This is a genomic window from Robinsoniella sp. RHS (assembly GCF_001029355.1).
GTDB classification, from domain to species: Bacteria; Bacillota; Clostridia; order Lachnospirales; family Lachnospiraceae; genus Robinsoniella; species Robinsoniella peoriensis.
In genome coordinates this window covers 57,019-63,018 of sequence record NZ_JNGB01000035.1, presented here as the reverse complement: position 1 = coordinate 63,018, position 6,000 = coordinate 57,019, and the positions used below count along the sequence as shown (strand labels likewise).

The 6,000-nt window shown below is 40.5% G+C and carries 4 protein-coding genes and 1 pseudogene; 1 reads left to right on the top strand and 4 read right to left on the bottom strand.

Features of this window, described 5'->3' with window-relative positions:
• Window positions 1–562 precede the first annotated feature (562 nt).
• The 3 genes and pseudogenes from RHS_RS16485 to RHS_RS16475 form a co-directional block, all read right to left on the bottom strand.
• A complete protein-coding gene (locus tag RHS_RS16485) occupies window positions 563–1,378 on the bottom strand; it encodes an IS110 family transposase (RefSeq protein WP_047833802.1) in 816 nt (271 codons plus the stop codon).
• Window positions 1,379–1,835: 457 nt separating this feature from the next.
• Window positions 1,836–2,132, bottom strand: a pseudogene (locus RHS_RS16480) (transposase); the annotation flags it as partial.
• Entirely contained in the window at window positions 2,131–2,397 is a 267-nt protein-coding gene (locus RHS_RS16475) for a hypothetical protein (protein WP_047833800.1), read from the bottom strand. The pseudogene RHS_RS16480 and the gene RHS_RS16475, both read right to left, overlap by 2 nt.
• Window positions 2,398–2,800: 403 nt before the next feature.
• Between RHS_RS16475 and RHS_RS16470 the strand changes: the two genes are divergently transcribed.
• Window positions 2,801–3,739 (top strand): helix-turn-helix domain-containing protein, encoded by a 939-nt coding sequence (locus RHS_RS16470; protein ID WP_047833799.1) that lies wholly within the window; start codon window positions 2,801–2,803, stop codon window positions 3,737–3,739.
• A gap of 150 nt (window positions 3,740–3,889) precedes the next feature.
• Here RHS_RS16470 and RHS_RS16465 read toward each other — a convergent pair whose 3' ends face one another.
• Complete coding sequence (locus RHS_RS16465) at window positions 3,890–5,995, bottom strand: glycoside hydrolase family 36 protein (protein WP_047833798.1); 2,106 nt, start codon at window positions 5,993–5,995, stop codon at window positions 3,890–3,892.
• Window positions 5,996–6,000: the final 5 nt, after the last annotated feature.

Here is a 6,000-nt window from a genome sequence, read left to right as displayed (position 1 = left end):
GCTTAACCTCGTTTAATAATATTATATATATCACAAAAGTATGCTACAAACAATAGTCTTTGCTTAACTGGTCATAATTCTTGACTAGTTGGTAGTAATCTACATTTATTCTGAACATAAATTGAATCAAAAAAATATAGAGACATACAAATATATAACTGTACACCTCTACTCTTTTATCTTCATTTTATTCTAAGATAAGTTAAAATCAATCCGTTATCATCATCATAATATCTTCAATCGATTTTCCGCTCTCCTGAATCATATCATAAAGCTGATCTATATTAATCCTCCAAAAAATACTTTTAATAGTACTATTTTAATTACTATTTGCCTAAAATTTATTCAAGTATTTTATAAACGTAATTTTTTAACATTCCCAAAAAGTTCTATATTACATAGCATATTATTTAAAAATATGTTCAGACTGTAGGGGCTGTAAAATAAGTCCCTAATTAGGAAGGGGCTGTCCTGAAAACGTAACTCCTGACAGTTCCATAACAAGCATTACAATAAAGCCTACCGATTCTGGTGGGCTTTTACCTTTGTAGAGTCAAATACCTTATTCAATTACGACCTTTACTCCCAGCCGCTCTAACGAACGGACATTTCTTTGTATTATTTTCTCATGATTACAAGTGTCATAATAACCGCATCCAAGTTCCCTGTAAGGCTGTAAGTCTTTTAATATATGATAGATTGCAACGAGCATAGAATGGGCAATTGCAATTAGAGCTCTTTTTCCTCCTCGACGTGAGGCAATTCGTTGATAACGTGAGTAGAAATAACTCTTTTTATTTCGAATTGCAGATCGTGCGCATTCAACAAGTACTGATTTTACATGTTGGTTCCCCTTACGTATCCGAGTGCTCATCTTTTTTCCTGCACTTTCTTTACATTCAGGCACTAAACCCGCCCAAGAACTAAAGTTGGATTGACTTTTAAACTGATTCATTTCGATTCCTGTTTCCGCAAGCAACCGTTCCGCACTTTTTTTGTCACGGAGTTCTCGTTGCTCCCGGTTTGGAATGAAACTTGCTTTTACTAAACCATGACGGACTAAATCAGCAATCCATTCAGCATCTTTCACATCTGTCTTGCGACCTGGAACGCCTTTTATATGCTGGGCATTCACAACAATAACTGGAATGTGCTCCTCTTCAAAGATGTTATATACAGGCTTCCAGTAACTACCTGTACTTTCCATAGCAGCCATTTCACAATCAACTTCTTTTAACCACTGCGTTAACTGTAAAATATCATCAGTCATTGTACCAAACTGACGAATTTCTTTTTTTCTGACACTTATAAAAACACAGGCTACTAACATATTTTTATGAATGTCAATTCCACAACACCGCTTATACAGTACTTCCATAAATATACCTCCTCGATATAGTATAAGCCGATGCAACCTCTTCCATAAATGTTGGCTGTCCTGCGTCCTCATCAAAAAGCGATGGAAACAATAAGTGGTACACTAAGAGGTTGAAAATCAGTCTGTCGCACGGGCTTGATAGCACCAGTCCCCTTACAACTTTATCGGCACCTTTAGTATACCACGATATAGAGCAAAGCCAATATCCAGTTTTCATTTATTGTGGTGAGATTCTCTCATGATTGTCTGTCGGTTAATACCAATTTTTAGTCTCTGATTTTCAGGAAAGAGATACCCCTGTGGAATTCAGACTTTTTCAAAGACTTGAACTTCTACAGGGTTATCTCTTTTTTGGGATCTATTTATTTTAGGGCGCAAAAACCCCTTGTCTTGATTTTAGGAAGTGCTTCCTTCTCGAGGCTGTTTTTTGTTCCTTTTTTCCCTCATATTTCTCGATTTAATGATAAAGGAAGCGGTGATATTTATTGATATTCCGCCCAATTGCATACAACATAAACTCTTTGTATACTTTCTCTGATGAACGATAGTGAAACCGCCAGAAGTTTTCATTTTCTTTCATATCACCAAAATGTCCTTCTGTTTGGATGGAACGGGTCTGGCGTTTTACAATCCCTCTTTCGCTTTGGATATTTCTATTGGACTTTTCTTTCAGTTCTTCCCAACGATCATTGATCTTCATGACCTTGTTACGGCAGTCATTTTTTTGTGCATTATATTTATATAGGTACTTGCTAAGGATTGATTTCAACATAACCAAATCCATTTGCAGCCAGATAGTCTATCTCTGTCTGAAGTTCCGTTTCATCCACGGCTCCTCCCGGCCACCACCAGCGCACTCCCGGTCTGTAATCCATTCCCGGCTGCTTAAATTCCTCACTGCTGATTACACTTCCAGCTGCTGCCTTTGCATTTAATACTTCAAATCCAGGCACTGACCACAGTCCTGCGGCCATGGATACCGCCAGTAAAGCGGCTATTACCTTTTTGCTTTTTCTCATTTTCAGCCCTCCTGATTCTTCTTTTGTTCCCCTGAAGCGATTTGGTACTGCTCCGGTAACATTATCCACATTTTATCACTTTTCTTTTTTCATTCATTGTATATATCTCTGTTTTGAATTGTTTTTTATGACTTTTTGCTATTTATTCTTCCATATTTTCCATTTTTGCTGTACAATAATACTCATATAAGGAAAATATGATTTTAAAAGTTTATGATGAATCGTCATTTCAACCACATAAATAAAGGTTTCGTCGTAAATTATGGAAAATCCTGATTTAAGTATCATGCAAACTATTGAAGAGAAATTAATGGAATTTAACCCTTTGGAAATTGTGTGCAGGGATATGTACCGGACGAAGCACGGGTTAGATCATTGCTCCCAATGGGAGCGGAGACGGCAAATGGAAAAGTTCCGCGAATTCTTCCCGGATGTTTCAGGAGGGACAGATGGGGTATCTCATGTATTAACAGAAGAGATGTTTCATATGGAATCTAATATCGTGGTGATAAAACACTGCCGTTTCCTCCCTCCCCGCCTACATACCCATTCTTTCTTTGAACTGTTTTACATTGCAAAAGGAGAGTGCATCCACACCTGTCATTCCCATGACTATCGCTTGAAGGAAGGGGATTTCTGCTTCTGGGAATTTAATTCTCCACACGAAATTCGTTCCTATTCTGATGATTTTATCGGAATTAATATTTTAATACGGCAGAATTCATTTGATTCTATCTTTTTTGAATTATTATCGGAGCAGAGTTTTCTATCTAATTATTTTAAGAGTATTCTCTATGGAAATACGGATCATCCGATGATTATTTTCAGAACCGGCAGGGATGATCTGATCCGTTATTACATTTACCGGATCTATGATGAATTTCGTGAGAAAGAACCGTATCATCAGAATATGCTCAGCAATTATGTGAATACCGTGCTGATTATTCTTCTGCGGGAACATATCGGAAATGTAATTACATCTCAAAAGCCTTCCTGTGACCAGCGCCTGCTGGGTATTCTGGAATACATACAGAAGAATTACAATACAGTTACTTTCTCAGATGTCTGCCGCCACTTTAATTATTCCTCTTCGTATTTAAGCCGATTAATCAAAAAATCATTCGGACTGTCCTTCTCCCAGATCGTTCAGCATAAACGTATGGAAAAAGCGTGCTGGCTTTTAAAAGAAACGGACATGACAGTCTCTGAGATAGCAGCGGAAATCAATTGTTCGGATGCCAGCCATTTTTGCCGGATCTTTGCAAAGGAATACCACATGCCGCCTGTTAAGTTCAGAGAAATGCAGACCGAACCTCTGCCGCAATCCAGCAAAGTGATATAGAAAAGGTTCATTTTCTAAAAGATAATGGGGAAACGAAAACCCTGACGGTTATGCAGATTTTATTCTGCTTTTAACTGTCAGGGTTTTATTTTTGCCATTTTCAGACTATTTACAAGAGTTATATGTTTCGGTTTTTGTTTATGTCATTTTCTATCTGCTTTTTAAAAGTATTGCCACCGCTTTAAAATTATCTGCAGGCCGATAATACAAAGTATGCTCTTTCAGAGTAACTTCCACCGGTGTATCGGAATAAATATCAGCAAGTTCCCAGGATCTGTCTTCCGGCAGTTCTATCTGAATCATCTCCGGCAATTCCCCATCAAATGTATGCAAAACCAAACAGGCATCACGCTCTTCTCCAGCGCGAAGCAGCCCCTGCCACCCCTGTGGATTTCGCACGCTGTTCATATCCGGACCAAACCTGTAGGATTTACCTTTCTTAATAATACCAGATATTTTTTTATAGAATGCTATACCGGCATCGATCAATTCCCATTGTGGTCCATCCAATTCCGTAACATCACCGGAAATGCACATCCTGCCCAGAAACGTATTGGCTATAGAATAAGCGATTCTCTTTAAAGAATCTTCCTTGCGTATCACAGCCCAGATCTGGCTCTGCCTCGGCAGAATGCAGCGATGGAGATTGGCTGCTATGATAGGAATCTCCACACATTCATGGGCATCTGAAAATGATGCCATGCTGGTCGCCTGCATGAAGCCCGGCTCCAGGCGGTGTCCTCCGGAAGCACAGTTTTCCAAAACGATACCTGGAACCTCTGCTTTTATTTTCTCCAGAAATTTCATCGTTGCTTCGATTTTCTGACGCAGTGCCTCACCCTGGGATTCCGCACCGTCACAGCCGATTCCAATGGTATCATTATAATCAATTTTCATGTAGGTAAATCCGTATTTTTTTAAAGTGCCGATTACCCGTTCAGTGAGATAAGCTTCAACCCAGGGGTCCTGCATATCCCAAAACCTTCTCATATCTGTAGTCAGTACTTTTCCATCCCGTTTCAGCAAATGTTCCGTCATTTGGTATGCCTTGGATGCACGGCCCGTATTTTCAATTTCAAACCAGATTCCAGGCTGTAAACCTGCTTCTTTAATTGCATTTACAGTCTTAGCCAGCCCCTCCGGGAACAGGTCTGCCGATACTTCATAGTCTCCCATACTGATATCCCAGGGCACTCCTTCTTCTTTATACCAGCCGCAGTCAATTACGAAATAGGTGAATCCTTTTCCCTTCACTGCCTCCAATATGCTGCTGATATTCTTATGGGACGGACATCCCCAGGTGGTACAATATTCATTAAATACAATGGGCAGATCCTGTTCTGCCTCAGGTGCCTGATTTGCGCCTTCCTCTCCTGACTTTGTAAGCCGGTAAGAGATGTCATCAATATCCCTGCATTTCCCAACACTTAAAACTGCCTGAGGCGTTTGAAAGCAGGCACCTGCTTCTATAATTTTCATCCAATGCCCAAACTCCCGGTCAGCCAGACCGCCGCTCATGGCAATTCCTTCATCTTTTCTGTAAATTTCCATCTGCCAGGACGCCCCATGTGCAATCTGTGCTCCCCAGAAAATATGGTTTTTCCTGTCTTCCAGAACCAGGTAAGGGAAAAACTTATTCACCGGCATGGATCCTGCCTGCCCAAACCGTTCGCATCGTACCGCATGATCTGCCCATGCCGGTTCTAACTCCAGGCGTTCAATGGGCAGGGATTCCAGGCGGCCTTCCTGACTCCATCTGCTGCGCAGTCTGTGAACTACAATCTGATCGTGGCAGTCACCTTCTATATATGGAGAAATTCCTCCCAGAGAAAAACTTTCGAACATCTCAAGCTCTGCCGGTTCACCGCTGTTATTTTCAAATTCACAAAAGCTTCGGCAGAAGAGGTCACCTTTTGTCCATGTGAGAAAATGGCGGACAACATACCCCCGCTCATCCTTTAAACTGGTAACGACTGTTTGCTTTTTTTCCTCCTGCAAATGTTCCTGTTTCCAAAATTTTAACTGCTGCACCGTCTGGGAATTACGCAGGGTACTGCCCTGTGAATATGCGCCTCCATAGGTATCTCCGGCAACCTTTATCTGAACCAGGGAATCCGGTTCCTGTTTTTTTTCAATATCGGCAGGTGCCGGTTCTGACGCTGGAAGCAGTATGAGTCCGACCTTTTCTTTTTTCTGGTCTGTTACATATCTTGCCGTCATATCGCCAAATAAATATTCTTCTAAAATCTGAATCATGTTTT

Coding starts and splice junctions, on each gene's coding strand:
- RHS_RS16485 (WP_047833802.1), bottom strand. CDS start 1,378: ATGGAAGTACTGTATAAGCGGTGTTGTGGAATTGACATTCATAAAAAT.
- RHS_RS16475 (WP_047833800.1), bottom strand. CDS start 2,397: ATGAGAAAAAGCAAAAAGGTAATAGCCGCTTTACTGGCGGTATCCATG.
- RHS_RS16470 (WP_047833799.1), top strand. CDS start 2,801: ATGGAAAAGTTCCGCGAATTCTTCCCGGATGTTTCAGGAGGGACAGAT.
- RHS_RS16465 (WP_047833798.1), bottom strand. CDS start 5,995: ATGATTCAGATTTTAGAAGAATATTTATTTGGCGATATGACGGCAAGA.